Raw genomic sequence first — 458 nt, 5'->3', positions numbered from 1 at the left:
TCCGCATACTCACGCCACGCTGCGTACGCGAGCAACGTGTTCGGGAGGGGAAGGTTCCATTCCTTCTCACCCTCCGGCAGTGGAGGCTCTGCTGCTGCCCGTGCTTCGAGGAGAGCCCACGGCTTCGCACGCTTCTTCTTCATCGAGATCGCCTCAGCACATGGGCCACGAACTTGGTAGGCGGTTTCACGGCGTGCTCGCGCAGGTAGTGCGCGAAGCCTTCCGGCCAGATGTAGACGTCGTCGGTGAGGTCGCAGGTGCCGTTCTCCTTGCCGCAGAAGCGGCAGGTCGACCAGCCCATCCACGACTCGCCTCGACGCCCCGCTTCGAGGTACTTGATGACGCGGTCGCGCTCGGCGGGCGCCCAGGTCTTGTCGATGAAGTGCCGCGGGTGGCGACGGTTCGGGTGGAGCGTCTGCGTGACGACGTTCGCGACGCCCTGCGCGGCAGTTACGGCC

Annotated in this window: 1 protein-coding gene; it reads right to left on the bottom strand. The window is 65.9% G+C overall.

What is annotated here, in order from left to right; translation table 11 throughout:
- Positions 1–139: 139 nt before the first annotated feature.
- On the bottom strand, positions 140–458 hold a 319-nt coding region (locus I6F37_RS39360), incomplete at its 5' end, for a hypothetical protein (RefSeq protein WP_225154281.1).

It is taken from the genome of Bradyrhizobium sp. NBAIM08 (assembly GCF_020193935.1).
In the GTDB taxonomy this organism is placed as follows: domain Bacteria; phylum Pseudomonadota; class Alphaproteobacteria; order Rhizobiales; family Xanthobacteraceae; genus Bradyrhizobium; species Bradyrhizobium yuanmingense.
This window is presented reverse-complemented; position numbering and strand designations above follow the sequence as displayed.